At 57.8% G+C, this 21,416-nt stretch carries 13 protein-coding genes and 1 pseudogene; 7 read left to right on the top strand and 7 right to left on the bottom strand.

The genetic code is table 11. The features are described 5' to 3' along the window. Nucleotides 1–827 precede the first annotated feature (827 nt). The 3 genes from ectB (at nucleotide 828) to nolL (ending at nucleotide 4,373) form a co-directional block, all read left to right on the top strand. Nucleotides 828–2,090 carry a diaminobutyrate--2-oxoglutarate transaminase gene (ectB, locus tag AC0L27_RS33485; RefSeq protein ID WP_473321984.1) on the top strand — a complete coding sequence of 421 codons (1,263 nt, stop codon included), beginning with the start codon at nucleotides 828–830 and terminating at the stop codon, nucleotides 2,088–2,090. 500 nt (nucleotides 2,091–2,590) lie between these two features. Next, entirely contained in the window at nucleotides 2,591–2,812 is a 222-nt protein-coding gene (locus tag AC0L27_RS33480; RefSeq protein ID WP_473321933.1) for a hypothetical protein, read from the top strand. Between the two features lie 439 nt (nucleotides 2,813–3,251). Next, nucleotides 3,252–4,373 (top strand): nodulation factor fucose acetyltransferase NolL, encoded by a 1,122-nt coding sequence (nolL, locus tag AC0L27_RS33475; RefSeq protein ID WP_473321931.1) that lies wholly within the window; start codon nucleotides 3,252–3,254, stop codon nucleotides 4,371–4,373. Nucleotides 4,374–4,885: 512 nt separating this feature from the next. On the opposite strand, the pseudogene AC0L27_RS33470 reads toward nolL, so the two are convergent. The 7 genes and pseudogenes from AC0L27_RS33470 to AC0L27_RS33440 form a co-directional block, all read right to left on the bottom strand. Beyond that, a pseudogene (locus AC0L27_RS33470) lies at nucleotides 4,886–6,006 on the bottom strand (IS3 family transposase). Nucleotides 6,007–6,705: 699 nt separating this feature from the next. After that, nucleotides 6,706–7,968, bottom strand: a complete 1,263-nt coding sequence (locus AC0L27_RS33465; protein WP_473321982.1) for an adenosylmethionine--8-amino-7-oxononanoate transaminase — start codon at nucleotides 7,966–7,968, stop codon at nucleotides 6,706–6,708. Then, nucleotides 7,968–8,600: a dethiobiotin synthase gene (gene bioD, locus AC0L27_RS33460; RefSeq protein WP_473321927.1), complete on the bottom strand. Its 633-nt coding sequence runs from the start codon at nucleotides 8,598–8,600 to the stop codon at nucleotides 7,968–7,970. The genes AC0L27_RS33465 and bioD overlap by 1 nt, the downstream gene beginning before the upstream one ends. Then, on the bottom strand, nucleotides 8,597–9,751 hold the full coding sequence (locus tag AC0L27_RS33455) for an 8-amino-7-oxononanoate synthase (protein WP_473321925.1): 1,155 nt from the start codon (nucleotides 9,749–9,751) through the stop codon (nucleotides 8,597–8,599). Before AC0L27_RS33455 ends, bioD begins: the two co-directional genes overlap by 4 nt. Nucleotides 9,752–9,833: 82 nt before the next feature. Next, the gene (gene panD / locus AC0L27_RS33450; protein WP_473321923.1) at nucleotides 9,834–10,187 is read right to left on the bottom strand and encodes an aspartate 1-decarboxylase; all 354 of its coding nucleotides are present in this window, start codon (nucleotides 10,185–10,187) and stop codon (nucleotides 9,834–9,836) included. A 3-nt stretch (nucleotides 10,188–10,190) separates the two neighbouring features. Then, complete coding sequence (gene bioB / locus AC0L27_RS33445; RefSeq protein WP_473321919.1) at nucleotides 10,191–11,234, bottom strand: biotin synthase BioB; 1,044 nt, start codon at nucleotides 11,232–11,234, stop codon at nucleotides 10,191–10,193. Between the two features lie 616 nt (nucleotides 11,235–11,850). Further along, nucleotides 11,851–12,330, bottom strand: coding sequence for a DUF7694 domain-containing protein (locus AC0L27_RS33440; protein ID WP_473321915.1), 480 nt, complete (start codon nucleotides 12,328–12,330; stop codon nucleotides 11,851–11,853). Between the two features lie 2,256 nt (nucleotides 12,331–14,586). Between AC0L27_RS33440 and AC0L27_RS33435 the strand changes: the two genes are divergently transcribed. From AC0L27_RS33435 to fcl, 4 genes are all read left to right on the top strand, one after another. Then, nucleotides 14,587–16,056: a hypothetical protein gene (locus tag AC0L27_RS33435; RefSeq protein ID WP_473321912.1), complete on the top strand. Its 1,470-nt coding sequence runs from the start codon at nucleotides 14,587–14,589 to the stop codon at nucleotides 16,054–16,056. Nucleotides 16,057–18,745: 2,689 nt separating this feature from the next. Next, entirely contained in the window at nucleotides 18,746–18,922 is a 177-nt protein-coding gene (locus tag AC0L27_RS33430; protein ID WP_473321910.1) for a hypothetical protein, read from the top strand. 348 nt (nucleotides 18,923–19,270) lie between these two features. Then, the gene (gmd, locus tag AC0L27_RS33425; protein ID WP_473321908.1) at nucleotides 19,271–20,356 is read left to right on the top strand and encodes a GDP-mannose 4,6-dehydratase; all 1,086 of its coding nucleotides are present in this window, start codon (nucleotides 19,271–19,273) and stop codon (nucleotides 20,354–20,356) included. Then, complete coding sequence (gene fcl, locus AC0L27_RS33420) at nucleotides 20,337–21,299, top strand: GDP-L-fucose synthase (protein ID WP_473321905.1); 963 nt, start codon at nucleotides 20,337–20,339, stop codon at nucleotides 21,297–21,299. The genes gmd and fcl overlap by 20 nt, the downstream gene beginning before the upstream one ends. Nucleotides 21,300–21,416: the final 117 nt, after the last annotated feature.

Raw genomic sequence — 21,416 nt, 5'->3', positions numbered from 1 at the left:
ATTCATATCGCTGTTGTTCCGCTTTCGAAATCCAGTTGAAGCACTTGCAACGTCGGTCTCCTGACAAGACGCCTCTGGTATGATCGCGTAATCCGACGCGGCCGATGCCCCCTTCCCTTTCAATGAAGGTACACACCACCGTCGCAGCGGTAAGACGGCTTGCGAAGCGGTCAAACGTTTGCACCGACAGATTCGCCAACCTGTGTCCGACCCCAGCAACCCGAAGCACCCGAAACTTAGGCATCTGTTGCGGCTCGCCGCTGCGATCTCAAGCCATGCCTTTGCTACCGAACGCATTCAAGCCGCCGACGCAACGGTCCGCTGCGCAAAGCGGTCGGCTCTGGTCGCGCGATGAGCCCGCGTGCCGGGCCAGATCCGCGGCGGCGGCCGCCCTTCTACTCGCCGGGACCGTGAGCGTGAGCATGCAAAACACGCTTCCGGCTGGCGGGCTCCGCCGTCGGCAGGAGCGCGTCCGCGCCTCTGCTCAGATGACATTGTTCGGCCTACATCCTTCCCGTTTCCAAAGTTAACCGCGTGGTGTGGGCAACTTTCTTCGATCGCGCCGACTGAGCAATCCTGGCCGCGAAAGGCGAGTTAGGCAGGAGCCTCGCTGGATGCGAACGGAGCTACTAGACATAGTAGCTTTGTTCCGCCTGGTTCTCAGGTAAGCAAGCGGGGCCGATTTTTAGACGCGCTAACGCGTACCCCCAAAAGACGGTCAGCAGAACAGCGCGGCTCGCTTTGCCTCTCTTGTACGATGTTGGCCGCGCGCTTGATTATGTTATCGAGGAGATGACGACATGGTTGGAGTACACGCGTCGCGCAAAATGAAGACAGTCGAAACTCTCGAGTCGAATGTGCGCACGTACTCACGTTCCTTTCCTGCCGTCTTCAGCAGGGCGCGCGGTTCTATCATGTTCACAGAGGGTGGCCGAAAGGTCATCGACTTTCTGTCCGGCGCTGGAGCGCTAAACTACGGCCACAACAATCAGGAAATCAAAGCGGCTATTAGCGAGTATCTAGACTCGGACGGGGTCGTCCATGGCTTGGACATGGCCACGCCAGCAAAAGCCGAATTCATGGAGACCTTTAGCTCCATCATCCTTCGCGAACGGAATCTTCCTTACCGCTTTCAATTTACGGGGCCTACAGGAGCTAACGCTGTTGAAGCAGCTCTAAAGCTCTCGCGAAAGATCACAGGACGACACAATGTCATTTCTTTCACGAATGGATATCACGGTCAAAGCTTGGGAGCCATAGCTGCAAGCGGTAACCGCTTTTACCGCAAAGCCAGCAGCATTGCCTTATTCGGCACAACTTTCATGCCCTATGATGGGTATCTCGGCTCCGCTGGCAGTCCGGCGGATTACCTGCGAAAGGTGTTAATGGACGAGAGCAGTGGCATTGATCTTCCAGCCGCCATTCTCGTCGAAACCGTGCAGGGAGAGGGAGGCATTAACGTCGCGGGAAAGGAATGGTTGCAGTCAGTTCAGGCTTTGGCAAAAGACGTCGGAGCTATTTTCGTAGTTGACGATATCCAAATGGGCTGTGGTCGTACAGGCGAGTTCTTCAGTTTCGAGTTCGCCGGGTTGTCGCCAGACATTGTTGTAATGTCGAAATCGCTGAGTGGATACGGTTTGCCACTGTCGATGCTCTTGATCAAAGAAGCGATCGACGCATGGGAACCAGGCGAGCACACGGGAACGTTCCGAGGAAACAACCTTGCACTCGTTTCTGCCAAAGCGGCTTTGAATCTGTATTGGCACAACCAGACGTTCTCGCAAGAGGTCCGACGCTTGGGCGCATTTATGCGGCGTCGACTCGATGCTATCGCGCACCAGCACGGAAACAAGTTCGTTGTTCGGGGGCGGGGCATGGTATGTGGCTTCGATTGCAAAACGACCGAGCTTGCAGAGGCGACGTCACATAGAGCGTTTGAGAAGGGACTGATTGTCGAGCGATGCGGAGCGACAGATCAGGTTGTGAAGTTCTTACCTGCACTTACGATCGACCAAGAAACGCTGGGACAAGGCCTGGATATATTCGAGGAGTCATTGTGCGAAATGTTGAATTTAGCCCGAGCAAGCTAGTTTTAGCACACGAGAGAAACTGTTGCTAGCACAGCATCGGTGCACAGGTCACTGGCGCTAGTCCTCGCTTCCTGCCGAAACGCCCAGGAGTTTTGAAGTCATGATCACGGAGGTGACGCGTGAACGCTAACGTTGTCTGTGTTCCGCTGAGTCGGCTGATGCGCGAAGAACGTTGGTTGCCCTCCTTGTTTCACAACACGTGAGTGCGAGCGGCCGCTTTGCAATAGAACCTCGCAGTGGCGAGCGACTCTGATTGAGCTGCTTATCTCAGTTTTCAGAATGAGGTCCGCCAAATGTGACCTCGTTGGCGCGGAACCTTGCGCTCTCTGAAGATCGCTCACTTGAACCCAATTGGCCATCCGACCAAGTACGATCTAACTAGCGCCTTGGCCGGATGTACTTCCAATCAACGAGCTTCAGCAAGACATGCACTCCACTCGCGCAGGCCATTGCACGCCCGGTCTTGATGAGCCCGTGCCCATCGCACGGGCGCAGACTTTGTGAGCGCCGTAGACATTGCGCAGCAGCAATCCAGCCCGAGCCGTTTACAGTATCGGTGCAGCAGCAATCACTCCGGCGGCGGCTTTGCGCCGAAAGTCGTCATAGCGCCGGCGGTTCACGGCGTGAGTTACACAAAACCGAACGCGCATCTCAATCAGGAAGCGTTGGTCCTCGCTTTTGCTCCAGAACTGATGAGCACCGCTATCCGCGTTCGCGCGTAGCGCGCCGCCGTACCATCTTGGCGTGCCCGAGTTCAGTTATCAAACGCCCCTATTGGCGTAAGCACCTCGGCGTCAAGAAGGTGACGGACCAAACGCCGATTATTCTGGGCCAACCGAAGAAGCCCGACGCATCTGCCGGGTCTGAGATGCGTCGGGCTGAGTGGAAGACTGAGGGCGACAGTCTTCCTCCCAAAACCGCGTCTGCAACTAGTATGCCTGCCCGTTCTGCTACGCCTGCATCTCAACTTCGATATCTACTCTCTGCCGCAAAGTTCCCGGAGCCAAACCGAGACGCTCGGCCCACAGCTCATTCTTCCAGCCCTAACAAGCTGGGCTTATTCCCCTCCCAAAAACTCCCGCCATCACCTTTCGTTTGGATCAAAAATGAGGCAGAAGAAGCGAACAACGGGCCGCCGGCTCGTCAACAACAGATATCAAGATGTTTGAGAGATTGCTACGCGTGACTGGAACGAACGCCCCGAGCTCGCGCGCGACAAAGGCAAACGATCGAGATCTAAGCTTAGATTTCGCGAAAGGTGCGCTCATTCTCCTGGTGATCGTTGGGCACCTGATCCAGTACGTCATCTATCGAGACGACGGGTTTTGGTATTCGCCCTATTACAAATCGATCTATATGTTTCACATGCCACTGTTCATGGCGATAAGCGGATATCTGTCTGTTGGATCGCTGCTGCAAAAGTCGTTCGTTCGAGCCGCCAGCGACCGTGCGAAGCAGCTTTTGCTGCCGATGCTGTTTTGGTGGGCTTTAATGGAGACAGCTAAGTTAACGGCATTGTGGCGCGCGACCAACCTAACGAGCGGAGTTTTGGAATTTGTCGACGATCTGGCTGGCACATACTGGTTCATCTGGGCCACGTTTTTTTCCTACCTTCTCATCAAGATTTTTACCAGGCTCAGCCACCCATCCTGGGCCGTATCTGGCTCAGCTATACTGGTCGCACTCACGCCTCTGACGTTCTCCATATCCCCCCTAATCAGATTCACTTACCCGTTCTTCTGCCTGGGGTTCTTGCTGGCCCATTCGAGAGAACGATGGACGAGCACATCGCGAAATCACAAGCCGCTCCTGATTTTCTTTCTCTCGATAGTGACTTGCATATCCTTTCTAGCTTGGGGCAAGGACACTTATGTCTATAATAATCTTGCAGTCTTTCACGATTTCCGGTCGGCCAAAGACGTGCTTCTGATGTTTGTTGGCGCTGCAGCTGCCTCAGCAATCGCTATCGAACTCCTGCTGCAATGCTGGAGCTTTGGCCATTCAAATCGAATCGCCCGGTTTATCGCTGTGGAGTTGGGCCAGACGACGCTGCTGCTCTACCTCGTCCAGGGTACCGTGTTCCGTCTCATGGATTTCATACAGTTCGGAGAATTTTGGGATCTCACGACCCGGTTGGTCATCGCAGGTGTGCTCGGGGCCGCCATTGTTGCGATAGCCCTAACGATCCGCGCGATCGTTCGCGGCGTTCCATATCTGTCTCAGTTGGTCCTTGGAATGCCACCACGCTCAGGTCTCCCGCAAGCCAAGCCTGCAATGAACTAGCTGTATCTATTCTTTGAGTACGGCAGTGTTGCGATGGCGTCGGCTTTTGACGTCGCCGGAATACCATTCGAACCCAGATCCGGCGGCGACGGTGTGAGCCGGTCGAGCCGGTGATCGGCGTACGAGCAACCCCATCCAAGCGTTGAACTCAGCCCATTGCCGTTCATCCAAGTAAGATCGAGCGTCTTGAGGTAGCTTCGTTGTACCAGTCGTCTAGCCGGGGGGATTTCGACCCAGATCTGGGGATCGAACCTAATCCAATCAGTTGGCGAGATGGTCCTTCGGGTGCCGTACTGCCCGAGACGTCCCAGTCGTTCAAATCTCCGTCTCGCGCCGCAGCTGCCCGAAGGAAAAGCGCCTCGGCAACCAACAAGTCGTTCTTATTCGGCGAGATGGCGGGGTGCAATTACTCGTCGCGAACCTCTCGGCCTCTCACGGTCTCTCGGAGTTTTGAGCTGGTCCCGTTTGTCTGAACAGACTCTCCGCGTCGATAAGTGGAGCCTCTGCCGGGGTTAGGCCGCCGCGCGGAGCGGCGGAAGGTTGAAGTAGGCTTGATCCGGGGTTATGTCGTCAAGACTCGAATGCGGACGTCGTCCGTTGTAAAAATCGAGATACCGGCCAATCGAATGTCGTGCCTCGCCGACGGTTTCGTAGGCTCGCAGATAGATCTCCTCGTATTTGACGCTGCGCCAGAGCCGTTCGACAAACACGTTGTCCCGCCATGCGCCCTTGCCGTCCATGCTGATCGCGATGCCATTGTCGGCGAGCACGCCGGTAAAAGCCTGTCCGGTGAACTGCGAGCCCTGATCGGTGTTGAAGATGTCCGGCTTGCCGTGACGAGCCAAGGCATCTTCCAGCGTCTCGACGCAGAAGGCTGCTTCCATCGTGATCGACAGCCGCCACGACAGAACACGACGGGTTGCCCAGTCCAGCACCACGGCGAGATAGACGAAGCCGCGCGCCATCGGGATGTAGGTGATGTCCATCGCCCAGACCTGGTTCGGTCGCGTGATCTCCATGCCGCGCAGCAGGTATGGATGGATCTTGTGGCCGGGCTCCGGCTTCGTTGTGCGCGGACGGCGATAAAGCGCCTCTATCCCCATCCGCCGCATCAGCGTCTTCACATGCCGACGGCCGATCTTGCACCCCTCGGCAGCCAGCAGGCCTCTCAGCATGCGCGAACCGGCAAAGGGAAACTCCAGATGCAGCCGGTCGAGACGCCGCATGATCGCGAGATCGGCGTCCAGCACCGGCCGCGGCAGGTAATAAACGCTGCCGCGGCTGATCTGCAAAACTTCCGCCTGCCTGGTGATCGACAGATCGTGCTCACGGTCGATCATCGCTTTGCGCTCAGCAATCCCGCCTTGGTGAGCGCTCCTTCTAAAAACGTCAGCTCCCCGATCTTGGCGTGCAGCGACTTCACGTCGATCGCAGGCACGGCCGGCGCAGCGCTGCCAAGTCCAAAAACTCCCGATGCTCCGCCCTCCAGCTGAGCCTTCCACGCCGTGATCTGATTGGGATGGACGTCAAACTGCTCCGCCAGCTGAGCTATCGTCCGGTCGCCCTTGACGGCGGCAAGCGCCACCTTCGCCTTGAAAGCCGGTGTGTGGTTCCGGCGTGCTCGTCTGCTCATCGTCGCTCCTGATTCGCAGGCACCAGCGTGCCCGCTGTCAGGCAGAAACTCCACTTACCGACCTGTTCAAATTTGCGGAGCCGGCTCTCGGTGACGATCTCGATCGGAAGATTTGGATACACGACCATGCGGCGCACGACCGCGCCTTATTAACCTTTTGCCCAATGGCCTTTGCCTGAAGACCTAAAGGTATCTATCACTACGGCGGACGAAAAGGCGCATTCCACTGAGAAGTTGGAAAGTAACACATTTCCGATGATTGAGCGCTCAGTAAACAAGATCTTTCAAGATCTTCTTCTGCATGGAGTTTCTGGGCTCACCATCCAAGCACGCTGCGGGACAAACGGCGGCCTGGAAACGACCTAGGCGGCGACAGCGGATGTGTTCATGAGGCTCCGATTTACGTGTCAAAGTCCGTGTTACCCTTAAGGCGGCATGTCCATTTCGTTCCGCTGCTGATGGGCTTGCGGCGCTTAAAGGCGCAGCTTCGGCGGAGTGCAGGCGCATTCCGCAAACGAACCCGGATCCAGGCGAGGGAAATGGAAAGATGCACCAGCACTCGCACGGCTGCCGCAGACTCCAGCAGATGCGAGGCAACAATCGTCCATTTCGTAGGCAGTCTAAGGCAAGACTCTCTCAAGTCGTTCGAAAAGCCGACGGCACCGCGGAATCCCTGATTTTGCAATGCCGCGCGCGTATTCAGGCTAGCGCATCGGCAGCGTCACGGATGCCTGCATATATTTCGTCCAGGTCGCCCGCTGTTACACAATAGGGCGGCATCACATAAATCGCATTCCCGAGTGGGCGCAGCAAGAGATTGCGGCCTTTAAAGAAGGCGTGAAGCTTCGGGCCGACTCCTGCGAGATAGCCGGTCTCTCTCGCATTCAGATCAAGTGCTGTGATGGTGCCGCTGCGACGAACGTTTGCAAAGCGCGGATCGGCGCGGAAGACTTCAATTGCCTGCTCTTGCATGTTTGCGACCGCAGCGATGCGTCGGTGAGTTTCCTGGTCTTTCCATAGATCCAGGTTAGCCTTGGCGGCGGCACAGGCCAGCGGATTTGCCGTATACGAACTCGAGTGAAAGAATGTGCGCGTACGGTCTTTTGAATAATGAGCATCGAAAATCTCTGCCCGGCAAAGTGTCACGGCGAGCGGCAGCGCCCCTCCCGTGAGACCCTTCGAATAGCACGCGATATCTGGTACAACATCGGCCTGATCACAGGCGAAGATTGTTCCGGTGCGGCCCCAGCCCGTCATGACCTCATCGGCAATGAACAGGACATTCCACGCCTCGCAGATCCGCTTCATCTCTCTTAGCACCCAAGCTGGGTACATCAGCATTCCGCCCGCCCCTAGCACCAGAGGCTCGACAATAAAGGCTGCGGGATTTTCGTTCCGACATGCTGACTCGAGTGCATCAAACGTCGCCTGCTCACGACCGCTGGCAGGGAACGGGATTGAGGTTACGTCGAACAGAAGGGGACCGTACGCCGCGTTGAAGATACCGCGGGCACCAACGGACATCGCGCCGAACGTGTCGCCATGATAGGAGTGCTGCATCACAATGATGCGTGTTCGCTGTTCGCCTATATTGTGCCAATAGCCGAGTGCCATCTTCAAGGCGACCTCCACGCTGGCTGAGCCACTGTCTGAGTAAAACACATGGTCCAAGCCTCGGGGCGTGAGTTTTAAAAGGAGCTGAGCGACCTGCTCGGCCGGATCGTGGGTGTAGCCGGCGAAAATGATTTGGTTCAGCTTGCCGGCCTGCTCCTGAATCGCGCTGACGATCTGCGGATGGCAATGGCCGTGAGTGACGACCCACCAAGATGAGATTGCATCTATGATTCGGTGATCATCGGCGGTGTAGAGATATGCACCCTCGCCGCGCACAACCTTGGTCATCTCGTTGTGAAGAGCATGCTGCGTGAATGGATGCCAAATTGGCCACCGCGTGTCTGGCATCATGGATTGAAATCGCCGGAAATAAACGAGCCTTTGAAGGCAACCTGGAGGCTGTCTGCCGTCAGAGGAGAAATCCAGGGCAGCCGCCCTAACCAACGTACCCGGGTGATGTCACAAATTGCGCTCTCAGTTTCAGGATTTCTTTCCCCGATGAATGCGATCCCAAGAATGTCGATTTGGCGCTTTCGCAAGGCTTCTATCGATAGCAGGGAGTGATTGATGGTCCCGAGTAGCGTGCGGGCGCAAAGCACGACTGGAAGGCGCCACCGCTCGAAGACGTCGATGTAGAGTACGCTAGAACTCAGTGGCACCATCAGCCCGCCGGCGCCTTCGATGACGAGCGGTCGCTCCCCGGTATCCGGCACAACCAGCGAGTCGGGATCGATGCGAACTCCGTCTATTTCAGCGGAATGATGCGGGGAAGCGGGCGTTCTAAGGCAGTAACGCTCCGGAACGATCCGATCGGCCGAGAGACCGCCTAGTCGAGCGGCCAGCTGGCTATCGGTCTCATCTTCAAGACCGGCCTGAATTGGTTTCCAATAATTCGCGCCGAGGAGCTGCGCAAGGCCTGCCGAAAAGACAGTTTTGCCGATCCCTGTATCTGTGCCGGCCACCACGATCCGCTGACTCATCGAAACCTGTCCCTCGTCTCCTCAGCAAGCGCATCGAGCATCGCACGCACCTCATCCTCTCCGACGTTGAGCGTCAGTGAAATTCGTAAACGGGCTGTGCCGGCCGGCACCGTTGGCGGTCTGATTCCTCGTATGTCAAATCCGCGTGCCTGCAGCGCGGAGGCCAGCCTCATGGCGCGGGCATTCTCGCCAACGATATAGGGCAGGATCTGCGAGTTCGAAGGACTTCTCTCGCCTCGCACACCCATCTCCCGATGCGTAAACGCGACAAGCTTCGCCAGCCGCTGTTGGCGCTCCGGCTCCTCTTGCAGGATCAACAGAGCCTCCCGTACCGCCACCGCCATTAACGGCGAAGGGGCAGTCGCGAAAATAAATGGGCGACTGCGATTGATTATGAAGTCGCGCAGCACGCCAGAGGCGGTGACAAGCGCGCCGGCAGCTCCCAGCGCCTTGCCGCAGGTATGGACAACGAGGAGATTTTCGCGTCCTGCATAGGGAGCAGTGAGCCCTCGTCCCTGCTCGCCGTAAACGCCGCTGGCATGAGCCTCGTCCACAACCAAGAACGCATCGTGCCGGTCCGCGATCGCGAGCAGGTCTTGAAGCGGTGCGAAATCGCCGTCCATGCTGTAGAGGCTCTCGACCACGATCCAGACCTGCCCGGCTCCACCCGCGGTCCGCCAGTCGCAAATTTCGCTTTCGACAGCCTGCGGGTCGTTATGAGCATTGATTCGAAACGCGGCTCGGCCAGCTCGCGCTCCTTCGTGAATACTGGCGTGAACCAGGGCATCAAGGATGAGCAGGTCGTCCCGTTGCGGCAGCGTTGTCAGCACCGCAAAATTTGCGACATAACCACCACCGAAGAAGAGCGCGGTCTGCGCGCCGAAGAACCGCGCCGCTTCTGCTTCGAGGCATTCGTGCTCGTCGCAGTTGCCGCGCAGAAGCCGTGATCCGCCGGCTCCGATCGGAGTACCGGCTTCGAGCGCAGTCACGAGGGCCTTTTTCATGCGCGGTGCGCTCGCCAGGGCCAGATAATCGTTTGATGAAAAGTCGGTCCCGGTGCGCGGCCTGAGACTGCGCAGGCGGTCGTCTTGTTTAAGCGCATCCAAGCCTGCCACATAGCTGGCGACTTTAGCGGCAACGGTGCAACTCATTCTTCACTCGCTGAGCAACGGTGGATGCGCAAAACTCTAACTGGCGCCGAAGAACGGGGCCTTCCGGGTTTGGCTTGTTGGATCAAACCGGCAGGATGCGATTTTCTCGATCAACCAGCACAATGCGCGGTCTGAAGATTCTTGCATCCTCCTCGTCAAATGACGCGTATGCGACGATACTTATCTTATCTCCGGGCATCGCCAATCGCGCCGCCGCACCGTTCACGTCTACAGTGTCGGATCCTTGTGGCGCTTCTGTCACAAACGTTGCAAAGCGTGATCCCGTCTCGAGATTGTAGAGTTCGACGCGTTCGTTGATCAGGATACCGGCCGCGTCCAGAAGCGCGCGATCAACCGAGATGGAACCTTCATAATGCAGGTCGGATTCAGTTACGGAGGCGCAATGAATCGTTCCCTTCATCAAGACAAGCTGCATTTCTCACCTACGCTGATCGCTTGCGCGCAGCACCTCTATTGTTCTGATAACCTGAGCGAGTCCAGACGTAATGCCGAGCCGGGCGAACAAACTTGCGTCACGGTCAAGTTGCGGGTTTTTGGTAGTAAGCAACACATCGCCGACAAAGATGGAATTCGCACCCGCCAAGAAGCATAGCGCCTGGAGTTCATCAGTCATGTACTGGCGCCCTGCGGCCAACCGTACGACGCTCTTGGGCATCATGATCCGCGCGGTCGCCACCAGGCGCACCAGGGCAATCGGATCGGGACGCTCCGCCGTGACCTTCACCGGCACGCCATTCACCTCGTTCCAGACGTTGATCGGTATGCTTTCCGGATGGTTGCGAAGATTGGCGAGCAATACCAGCATGCCGAGACGGTCCTCGACGTGCTCACCCATACCAATAATGCCGCCGCAGCAGACTTTGATGCCCACCTCGCGCACGCGTGTAAGAGTGTCGATGCGATCCTGCAAGGTCCGGGTCGTGATGATGCTGCGGTAGAACTCCGGCGAAGTGTCCACGTTGTGATTGTAGAAGTCGAGGCCGGCGTCGGCGAGCCGTGCGGCTTGCCCTGGCGTGAGCATGCCGAGCGTTGCGCACGTCTCCATGCCAACACGTTTAATGGCAGCAATCATGTCGCAGACCCGATCGAGGTCGCGGTCCTTTGGAGTGCGCCAGGCCGCGGCCATGCAGAAGCGAGTCGCGCCGGCGGCCTTGGCGCCCTGCGCGGCGGCGACCACATCAACGCGATCCATCAAGCGAGTTGCCTTCAGGCCAGTGTCGTAATGCACGCTCTGTGCACAGTAGGCGCAATCTTCAGGACAACCGCCGGTCTTGATGCTGAGCAGGCTTGCGGTTTCGACGTGATTTGGGTCGAAATTGCCGCGATGAACGGTGTGGGCCTGAAATAGGAGGTCAGCAAATGGCAGCGCGTAAACCCCTTCCGCCTCGGCACGTTCCCAGTCGCGGCGGACCGGCGCGCTGTCGTGGCCGCTATTGCCTTCGCCTTCCACAGCATCCCCCAAGAGTTTCGCTCGATCATACAGACAATACCGTCGTACGTAGCTCCGCAAAGCAGCACTCATGCCCGGGATTAAACGAGAATTATCGCCGAGTTGCGCCGGGATGGCGCTCATATCACGCTAATAGCCGCCGCTCATGCAGGATTTCCTCGCAGCATCGCGGCACGCGCAACAACATTCCCCAACGCGTCTCATTCGGGCAACTAGCCAATGCGAGCGATGGTTGCGCTCCATAGGACCGTTTCCTGACACAAAAGTGGTTTGGCCGCGCCACATGTATAACGGAGCGGCGGATCTGCTTTAGTGGTCACCCTGCCATTTCCTCGCTGGTGGTCATGCACGTCACATTCCGCACAATAAATGGTGGTCCGGACGAGCCGCCTCTGCGAGCGCCTCTCGCCAGATTCAGAAGCGCAGCGAGCTGGGCTCTTGGGCGCAGAGTGGTGGCCCGCACCCTCTTGGCGGGCCCGTGCACCATTAACTCACCTAGGCTCCATCGACGGTGTGCTCGTCGCCCATGGCTGCGGTGCGTAAATCCATCTGCACTCTCGAAGATGATCTGCGGGAACAGCAGAGTACTTTGCCGCCGCTCGACTTAACAGCGACGCGGCGGGATCGGTTATGCCCCGGCACTCATCTGCCCAAACAGAATTGCCGCTTCAGACGGCCCGAGCCCGACGATGCCCACGAAAGCTGCCGAAGGCATCGGAATGACCTGACGTGTCGGCCTCCAGAGATGCAGGCAATAGCGACTATTGTTCACATACTGCGAACGAGGAGGATGCAGCTGCATCACGCATTCCTCCTGATCCCAAAACAGATCTTTGACAAGGCACATTTCGTCCCAGTTTGGAGAACGCCGTGGCGTCGACACAGAGACATGCTCCCATCCTGGACGGACGAAGCCGATGATCTTGAGTTGACAGCCACAAGGCCCCTGCACGTAGAAGAGACCGGAAGGACCAGATCCCGGAGCGGTGGCGAATCGGCCATCGCGTACGCGCCCCGCCTCTAGTCTTTCTACAATTTCCTTCCTCACACGTTCTCCTTGTTTCGACCGACAGAGTTGACTCCGCACCACACGTGTTGTCCGACTCATACATCGAGCGGCTGCTACCCGGCATGGGCAGCCCCAAATACTCCTGATCATCTGCACTCAACTTACCTGGATGAAGAACATCGGTTCTGTCCGGAATCGTCCACCGAAGAGTTCTGTTGTGGTGTATTTTCTCGTCGTGCGTGACTTGTTGCGAACTTGCCTGATGCAGACGATCCGCAGACATCTCCGATGGTTTGGCTACGCAAGCCATGCCAGCAGGGGGTTCTGCTCGCCTCTCCGCCTTAACAAGTCCGCAACGTTATGCGTTGAGCTAACGATATTGGTGCAAGATGCCGGAATTCGACTAAAACGCTTCACAGCCAAAATGGCGGCGGAAGCCAATTGGCATGATCCGGCGATCCGTTAGTTTGTCACCTAAAGACACGTCGCCGGCTTCAGCAGATCATGCAAAAGCGACGCCGATGCTTCGCCAGTTCGTCGAGCGAGAGGCTTGCAATTTCGCTCTTGCGACGATCTGACGATGGGCTTTCATCTCATTCCTTCTCATGTCCAGGTTAGCCGGCTTGCCGCCTGAGACACCGTCAATGCGTCATCTATGTGGCCGACCACCCTGATTCACCATTGATTCACGGCCAGAGGTCCGGCCGCGCGGGCCGCACTTTTGAACAGCCTCGCTCATTGGCGTTGCCGTAGGAGGGCGTTTCGCAGTTCAGCCCTAGAGCCGTTCCAACGGAGAGGCTTCCGCGCCGCGATCACAACGCATTGGCCTTCGATGCAACCGTTCGCTCCGGCGGCGATCAGAACTGCCCGTCAACCCCATTTCTTTGCTGCCCCTCCGCGAGGCGGGCCAGCTTATCATATTCCTCAGCGACCTTGAGGAGCCTGCATTTGGATGTGTCGTCCTCGAGCGACTCCGCTTTTACTCGCGTCGCTTCCGCACGGCCTCGCCAATGTTTGGCGTCGGAGAATGGCTTCTTCTGCTTCATGCAAAAGACGATGCAATATTTAGATCAAGAAAATGCGACACATGACCTACGTAAGATCCCGTAGGCCGGCTTTCACCAAAGCACAGCTCATTCGCCTCCATCTACCGCCCGCTCTGTCAATGTCTGAGATGCGACAAGCCACTCGCAATAAACCCAAGGAGTAAGCTTCACCACGGTCTTCTCGGTTGAGAACGCCCGCTTGGAAACACCAAGCCAACGCAAAATGACAATGGGATTCGCGTCAGGTCCCCGCGTTAAATGCGCTACTCTCGACATAAGGGCTTGAATCGGACGTAGCGTCAGATTGTAAGGTCTTCATGCAGCTGGCGACCGCAACTGGCCGTACAACAGCTTCCGGGCGACAAAATTGGGAATGTGTGATTTGGAGCTCAGATTTGAGAACGCCCGCGGTGGCCCCAAACGCCTCGGTGAGGCGGCCTCGGCGAATCGTTGCAAGATCTCGAGATGAAACCGGGAGTGCAGCAGAACCGGTTTCTAAGATCGGAACAGCATCGTCGCCTGGCGATTGCCCGATTTGAGATATTGCTCACGTCGGAGGTCGCCGTCCGGAGATCAGCGCCTTGCCGCTCAGAGTGGAATGGAAGTTGGAGGCCATACCCAACTTATGCCGTCGTTGAGATCCCGGCGAGGGAGGGGTCGGCAGATGACACGCCTTGGACAAGCAGCCTCGTTTGACCGGCTCCTGTTGGAGCAGCGCGTTCACGCTGTACACTCAAAACCACCGAATCGAGCGACGGCCACACTCGATGAGCTTCTCGCAACAGTCGGGGATGCTTGCCGCTGTCACGACGTACGAGCATTCTCAAGTTCACTACTAGAGCATTCCAAGCAGCTCACGAGATCAAATCGAGCACGCTTCCTGCGAAAGTCCGGGATTGCCTTCAAAATCGCATTTGTTCCACGATTTGAAGAAGACATCCGCCTCAAGCAAGCATCGGGATACGCCACGATATGTAATGAGCTAAGCCGCCAGTCTGGAGGTCAGGCAGGGACTGAACTTTGCAAAGCTTTGGCGGCTCGGCTCTCGCGTCTTGATCACACACTAATAGAACAAGTCGGCTTCGGATCCCTTTCGCTTTTCGCATGCTCATTTGGTCGCCACCCTGCATCTTCCGAATGCCGGGATGCCACGATCAGAATTGCTGAAGTTTGTCGCGATAAGCGCGAGACCCTCCAGGACCTGACGAGCCTAGACTTATCATTGCTGGTAAACGGGTTTAGCAAGTGGCCGGATCAACCGGCGCTTCGTGAAGCCGCGGTCAAGATCGCGACTGAGATACTTTGCCGGATGCGCTCCGACGATCGTCTCTCCGCGTTCACTCAACAGCATCTCGCAACGCTCGTGAACGGCTTTGGAAAATGGCGGGGAGACGAATGCTTTCACGCGGCCGTTGTCACGATCGCAGATGAGCTTCTGCGCCGAAGCGATCGACTCTCAGATTTCACGCAACAACAGTTGGCGAGTCTGGTCAATGTCTTCAGCAAGTGGCCGGAAGAGTCGAGTTGTCGCAAAGCAGCGATCGCTATCAGCAACGAGCTTCTCCGCCGCTCCGATCATGTCACCGATTTCAGTCCGCAGCGTCTGGCGAACTTCGTAAACGGATTCAGCAGGTGGCCGGGCGAGTTCGCGGCTCGGCAAGTCACAGTCAAGATCGCGGGTGAACTCGTTCGCCGCGCGCTTTCCGTCGATCAGCTCGGTGACTTCGCTCACCATGATCTGGCGAGTTTGGTCAACGGCTTCAGCAAGTGGACGAAGGAGGTTGCCTGTCTAACCGCTACCGTTGCCATCGCGGATGTGGTCATCTGTCACACTCGCCATGCCAAGCGCCTCTCTTGCTTTCGCTACCAGGAACTCGGCATGCTGGTAAACGGCTTCAGCAAATGGCGGAAGGACACGACTTGCCGCCTAGCCACAATTGCAATTGCCGATGAAGTGCTCGCCCGCAGTCGCGGCGTCGACGGAGTCTCCTGCATTACTGAACAGGGACTGGCGAACCTCGTAAACGGGTTCAGCAAGTGGCCACAACAGGCGTCTCTTCGCGATGCCACGGCAGCGATCGCCCAGGAGGTCGTTTGCCGTGCCCGCCGCGCGGATCGGCTCTCTGAATTTACGCCGCAGGGACTGGCTATTCTCTTGGACGGCTTCAGTAAATGGCCAACAGCGGTTCCGCTGCGCGAAGCTGCGACTGCAATCGCCCGCGAGCTTCTTGTTCGGGCCTGCCGTACCGACAGGCTTTCTCATTTTACGGGTGGAGGACTGGCGATGCTCGCCAACGGCTTCAGCAAGTGGTGGCAAGAGGCGAGCTCTCGCAGTGCGACAGTAGCCATCGCGCAGGAGATTCTTCGCCGCGCCCATCAAATTCGTGAGTTTAGCGAGCAGGAGCTTGCACACCTCGTGCGTGCGTTCAGCAACCGGCCGGAAGAGGTCACCTCTCGCGAAGTCGCCGTCGTGATCTCTGAGGAGGTCCTCCGCCGTATTAGCGAGACTGCTCGTTTCACCGAGCAAGAGTTCGCAGACCTAGAGAATGGGTTGATCAAGTGGTCCGAAGTGGCGATCTGTCGTCGAGCCGCTGCGGCTATCGGCAATTTGAGAGCGCGGCGTGACGGACGACGAACATGGTGTCGTCCGTCGTCTTGCAAAGAAGAACAGGGCATCGCTCTTGTGAATGCGCCAAGCACCGCGCCGCTCCAAAGGACGACGATTCAATGCGGCACGACGCCAGCAAGTGCCGCAACCAAGGGCAGCACACCTTTATGACTAAGGCGATCGTGCGTTCTCAACTTCGTTCAGCCGAACCGAACTCCGATGTACTTTCCGCCAGTAAGGCGAATTATCCGGAAAGCTTTTTGCACAGCAGGCGGGCCTATCGGAGCGCCCTTGCTCGTGAGATCTTTGGGCGGGCCGGCGGCACGAAATGCCGCGGCCGTCCCGTATCGTTCGACATAGAGCCAGCACCCTCAATGACCGCGCTCTCACTACGCGTCCCGACAATGGCGTCCTCCAGAGTATCGAGGCCACACACAATCCACGTGCCTTACTGCAGCAATGGCTACCAAGTAGTCGTTTCAAGTGACGACCACGTAGTGCGCGAGCTCAGCCCTCAAGGAACTCTCGATCCATGCTCTGCCCGAAATGTCATACAGAAAGCTGGTGCGAGATCGCAATGCACGATCCCTGGACTGGCCGACCAGTGATCACCTGCAATACTTGTGGTGAGCATGCCGAATACGATTGCCTCCAGCGCAAAATGGCGCACGAGATCATCGCTGCTACGTTGGCCTGTAACGTGAGCATAGAGAAGCAGCGCGATCCGCGGTCGGCTGCTGATAGGATTTTGGATGCGCTAGAGAATGTCGGTCTAACAATCGCTCGCGCCTCTAGATGAGTGGGAGCACCGCCGAACGGCGCCCCTACGAGGCCTTGGCAGCCCATCAGAGAGCATGACCAACTGCGCTGCTCGTTCCATGAGACGTCTGATTGCCTCCAGATCCGCCGTCTTCCCCTCGGCCGATCCCCAATAGCAACTCTTGGGTACCAACCACCATTGTAGCAAACACGCCAATCTGGACCGAAGCCCCGATACTCAGCGGGACCAGGGCTGAGCACCGCTTGGCGGCCTTTCCAACGGATGACGGCCAGGCGGATCTTCGCACAGGTATCGAACCCGCAATGATAGTTGGCCTGACGTGGCCTGGACCTTGCGGCACCTTGCGAGGTCGATACTTCAAAGTTGTCGACAACGGCGAAGTCACTGTTAGTGTCTCAGAATTCGGCTATTGACCAGACTCGCGCGCTGCCGTTTGATCCTGCTTCCTATTCCGCCGGGCCGCCGCGGCTCCAGAATTCCCGGGAAGCAGCCCCATTAAGATCGTGAGAGCGGATAGCTCGGCTGGATAGGCGGAGCCAATTCGCACACACGCCAGAGAGCATTCTCGCCATGGGCGATTGATTCCGGCGGCGAGGCAGCTCGCTCGTTGCCTAGCGATGAGCCGCCTCACAGCTCGAGCGTCGCTATGTGCGCACAACTCAGCGGACCTGAGTTGCGCGTTCCGCAGACCACCAATAACAAAAAGCCAGCTGCATTGGTAAAGACGCCTCCCGCCCTCCTCGCTTCGCGGCTGGCTGCTGGCGAACGAATACGAGTTTGACATATTCACGCGATTAGCCCGCAGGGGGGATTGAACCGCCCGTAGCGTCAGATTGTAGAGTGCGCAGTTAGGTAGCATCGATCTTCGGTCGATTCAGAATTCCTATGGACAAACCCGAATCACGCCGATCGCGTGCGATGAGAGGTCTTCTGCCAAAGCGGCCCGAGGATCGCGCTCAGTGCCGAACGACGCTATTTCTGTTGTGTCCACGCAAATCGTGGAGCCCTATGAAGACACGATCGCTCACATGTAAGAAGGACCAATCCGCCATTGGAGGCTTCGAAAGACGTTTGCGGGCACCGAGTGCCCAACGAGCCGCCGAGAGATTGATGCGCTATCCCGGAGCGGTAATGTGAGAAGACCCGATGAAACCAACAGGGTCTTGCTCGTCGATCACTGTGAGGGCCAATGCCGGGCCATTGTTGGCTTCAAAGATGGCGATCCCGGAACCGCGTATATGTGCGGCGAACCCGTTGTGAGGGGACCGCGCCAAAAGCTGTCATCATGGTGCGCTTACCACCATGCCCGAATGCACGTCATGCCATGGTCGGACGGGCGCGGCGTGCTTCAAAGAAAGCAGATTAGTTGACCAACAGTAATCTAAGAGGAGCGCCGCGTAGCTGCTGGGCTTCGGCAACGGTTGCGGCAGCAAGAGAGCTGCCGATACCTCCGCGAGCTGGATCTACTCGACATGCAGGCCCGACGATTGCCCCAAGGCCGACCGCCGCTCCAGGCAATGAGACCTGACGAACGAGTGTTGAGAGCTCATGTGAGCGCCTCGGAAAGGAAATGATGTGCAAGTCTAGAGCCGTGAGCGACTGAACATTTGGTCTCGGTACCTTGTCCGCGCGCCGCTCTTCCCAAGTTCTTCTCCGAGGGGCCGCAACTCAAGTTCGATAATTGAGGTAGAACGCAATTGCTCCGTCTGTTCAGGCTAGTCTCCCCCGAAAGCGTGCTCAAGCACCGGACGTTCCCGCCGTATCGATGACAGAAGGGCCTCGGGATCGGCAAGCCGCCACTTTCAATGACACCGGCATGCGCTCAACGCGGCTTGTTCACGCACATCCGGTCTTCGCCTGGCCATAGTACCGCCGTCGTCCGCGCGCTAGACGCACCATTGTTGTTGAGTCCGTGACGCACTCGCGAGCAATGAACCGCCAGAGTGTTTCCGCTACTGACTTCGTCGTTAGGGGGGCAGAGCACACAGCTCGTCGCGATAATCTCCCTGAGGTTTGATAAAGCAGGTGCAGTGGCCTCATTCATGCATTTGCTATGAACTCAAACGGCACAGAGCCAATATGCGCGCCTTCACTTTTTCTTGCCCGATTGCCAACATGATTGTTCAGAAATGGATCGATGATGATAAGGACTGCGCGACAGAGAACGAATTTCAGGGGTTTGTATGTCCGGCTTGCTCGCAGTTGCACTGGATGAACAGCAAGACTGGTAAACTCTTAGGCAAGGACAAGAAATGAGGGAAATTCCCTGGCTTCACGCGCGAGCTGAGCACGGACAGACTGTGGGACGCTTCACGGCCAAACGGTCACCCCGTAGCTGCGCCGCAACTCATTGGTTGCACCCAAGCAATAGATAAGCGCCTGACGAAGGCCGAACGAAATCGGCCGGACTGCAAACTTTCGTATAGTCCTTCAAAACCCTTTCGACGTGGAAGGTTTACCTCCGTACAGTTGAGTAATCGACTCAATGCCTGTAGAGGGTCCACACTTCGGCAGTTCGAGAGTGTGACGCTTCCGCACTCGAAGAGCCAGACGCGATTGACGTCGTCGATCGGGGAACGACATTTGCCTGCACAGAGAAATAATTTGTTAAACCAAGAGAGCAAACGGCGGGTCGCTCTGATCACCGGCGTGACCGGCCAGGACGGCGCCTATCTCGCCGAATACCTGTTGTCGCTCGGCTATGTCGTGCACGGCATGAAGCGGCGCTCGTCCTCGTTCAACACCGCGCGGGTCGACCATCTGTACCAGGACCCGCATGTCGGGAACGTTCCGTTCCTGATGCATTACGGCGACATGACGGACTCGACCAATCTGATGCGACTGGTGCAGCAGATCCGGCCGACCGAGATCTACAATCTCGCGGCGCAAAGCCACGTCGCCGTCAGCTTCGAGAGCCCCGAATACACCGCCAACGCCGACGGCATCGGCGTGCTACGGCTCCTGGAGGCAATCCGCATCCTCGGCATGGAGAAGGAGACGCGGTTCTACCAGGCCTCGACCTCCGAGCTTTATGGCCTCGTGCAGGAGATTCCGCAAAAGGAGACCACACCATTCTATCCGCGCTCGCCTTATGGCGTGGCAAAACTCTACGGGTACTGGATCACGGTGAACTACCGCGAAGCCTATGGCATATTCGCGAGTAACGGCATCCTATTCAACCATGAGAGCCCGATCCGTGGCGAGACGTTCGTCACCCGCAAGATCACCCGCGGCGTCGCCCGCATCGAGGTAGGACTCGAGGAGACGCTCTATCTCGGCAATCTCTCAGCCAAGCGCGACTGGGGCCATGCCAGGGATTATGTCGAAGGCATGCACAAAATCCTGCAAGCGGACAAGCCTGACGATTTCGTGCTCGCCACCGGCGAGACACGGTCGGTGCGCGAGATGGTCGAACTGTCGTTCGCGCAAGTGGGCCGCCGCATCGAATGGCGCGGGGAGGGCATCGACGAGACCGGCGTCGACATGAAGAGCGGCAAGACCGTGGTGAAGATCGATCCCACTTACTTCCGTCCGACCGAGGTCGATCTTCTGGTCGGTGACGCCAGCAAGGCGCGCGACATGCTCGGCTGGAAGCCGAAGCGAACGTTTACCGAGCTCGTCGCGGAGATGATGGCGAGCGATCTGGCCGATGCAAAGCGGGACGCTGGTAGTGCCAAACGCACCGTTTGAACTGAAGGGTAGAAGCGTCTACGTCGCAGGCCATCGCGGCATGGTCGGCAGCGCGCTGGCGCGCCGGCTGGAGCGCGAGGACGTGAATCTGGTAACGGTGGACCGGCGCGAGGTCGATCTCTGCAACCAGGCCGCCGTGTTCGACTGGTTTGCGAGGACGCGGCCGCAAGTCGTATTCCTTGCCGCCGCCAAGGTCGGCGGCATCGTCGCCAACGCCACGCTGCGGGCGCAGTTCATCTACGATAACATCGCGATCGCAGCCAATGTGATCCAGGCCGCGCATCAAAACGGGGCCGAGAAGCTGATGTTTCTGGGCTCGTCCTGCATCTATCCGAAGCTGGCGCCGCAGCCGCTGCGCGAGGACTCGGTGTTGACAGGCCCGCTGGAACCGACCAACGAGCCCTATGCGATCGCCAAGATCGCGGGCATCAAGATGGTGGAGGCCTATCGCAGCCAGTACGGTAGCGACTTCATCAGCGTGATGCCGACCAATCTCTACGGTCCCGGCGACAATTATCACCCCGAACTGAGCCACGTCGTCGCGGCGCTGATCCGGCGCTTCCACGAGGCGAAGCTCGCGGGCGCCAGAAGCGTCGTGGTGTGGGGCACCGGAACGCCACGGCGCGAGTTCCTCTATGTCGACGACATGGCGGACGCCTGCGTGCACCTGATGAAGACTTATTCGAGCGCGGAGCTAGTCAACATCGGCACCGGCGAGGACATCACCATCGCCGAATTCGCTCGCGTCGTCGCCGAAATCGTCGGCTACAGCGGCGAAATCAGTTTCGACACCTCGCGGCCCGACGGCACGCCGCGCAAGCTGCTCGATGTCAGCCGTCTCGCTAAGCTCGGCTGGCGCGCGAGAACATCGCTTGCAGATGGAATGCGGCAGACCTACCAAACCTTCTTGGCGCTATCGGCTACATCGGACAAAAGGAGATAATCATGCAGCTGCCAGCCTCTGACGGGGCTCATTGTCCGATTGCCAGAAAGTTGCTTTAGGATTCTTCCGGAGAATTCGATAGGGCTCCACGCTTTGCTTGGAGCTCGCGCACCTGCT

The sequence above is a fragment of the Bradyrhizobium sp. Ken51 genome (assembly GCF_055807435.1).
Note: the sequence above shows the minus strand (reverse complement) of the source record. Positions and strands in the feature narration are given on the sequence as shown.

What these genes read in the sequence shown, in the direction of transcription:
- nolL (WP_473321931.1), top strand. Translation starts at nt 3,252, where the DNA reads ATGTTTGAGAGATTGCTACGCGTGACTGGAACGAACGCCCCGAGCTCG.
- AC0L27_RS33435 (WP_473321912.1), top strand. Translation starts at nt 14,587, where the DNA reads ATGCGCTCCGACGATCGTCTCTCCGCGTTCACTCAACAGCATCTCGCA.
- ectB (WP_473321984.1), top strand. Translation starts at nt 828, where the DNA reads ATGAAGACAGTCGAAACTCTCGAGTCGAATGTGCGCACGTACTCACGT.
- AC0L27_RS33430 (WP_473321910.1), top strand. Translation starts at nt 18,746, where the DNA reads ATGCGCGCCTTCACTTTTTCTTGCCCGATTGCCAACATGATTGTTCAG.
- AC0L27_RS33440 (WP_473321915.1), bottom strand. Translation starts at nt 12,330, where the DNA reads ATGAGTCGGACAACACGTGTGGTGCGGAGTCAACTCTGTCGGTCGAAA.
- bioD (WP_473321927.1), bottom strand. Translation starts at nt 8,600, where the DNA reads ATGAGTCAGCGGATCGTGGTGGCCGGCACAGATACAGGGATCGGCAAA.
- AC0L27_RS33465 (WP_473321982.1), bottom strand. Translation starts at nt 7,968, where the DNA reads ATGCCAGACACGCGGTGGCCAATTTGGCATCCATTCACGCAGCATGCT.
- AC0L27_RS33455 (WP_473321925.1), bottom strand. Translation starts at nt 9,751, where the DNA reads ATGAGTTGCACCGTTGCCGCTAAAGTCGCCAGCTATGTGGCAGGCTTG.
- panD (WP_473321923.1), bottom strand. Translation starts at nt 10,187, where the DNA reads ATGCAGCTTGTCTTGATGAAGGGAACGATTCATTGCGCCTCCGTAACT.